Source organism: Desulfocurvus sp. DL1XJH-121, assembly GCF_054819825.1.
Genome location: NZ_JBTVWW010000063.1, coordinates 1 through 458 on the forward strand (window position 1 = coordinate 1; position 458 = coordinate 458).

Sequence of the window (458 nt, forward strand, 5' to 3'; positions counted from 1 at the left end):
AATGTGAGCCGAGCCTGCCAGGTGATGGGCTATTCGCGGCAACAGTTCTACGAGATCAGACGCAACTTCCAGACGCATGGGTCGCAAGGGCTGCTGGATCGGCTGCCCGGCCCCAGGGGGTCGCATCCCAATCGTGTGGGCGAAGAGGTGGAAGCGGCGATCATGGCCTACAGCCTGGAATTTCCCACGCACGGGGCCTTGCGGGTTGCGCAGCAGCTCGTACTCCGCGGGGTGCAGGTCAGTTCGGGCGGCGTCCGGGGCGTCTGGAGCCGTCACAGCCTGCTCACGCGCCACGAGCGGCTTTTGCGGCTGGAGCAGTCGGTGCGCGGCCGGGACATCAAACTCAGCGACGACCAGATCCGGGCCCTGGAGCGCTTCAGCCCGGAATTCCGTGACCGGCACATCGAGACGCGCCACACGGGCGACCTGGTGGCCGTGGACACGTTCTTCGTGGGCAC

The 458-nt window shown here is 66.6% G+C and carries 1 protein-coding gene; it reads left to right on the forward strand.

What is annotated here, in order from left to right; genetic code table 11:
* A partial coding sequence (locus ACYYG1_RS17330) for a helix-turn-helix domain-containing protein (protein WP_461211587.1) occupies positions 1-458 on the forward strand: 458 nt, incomplete at both ends.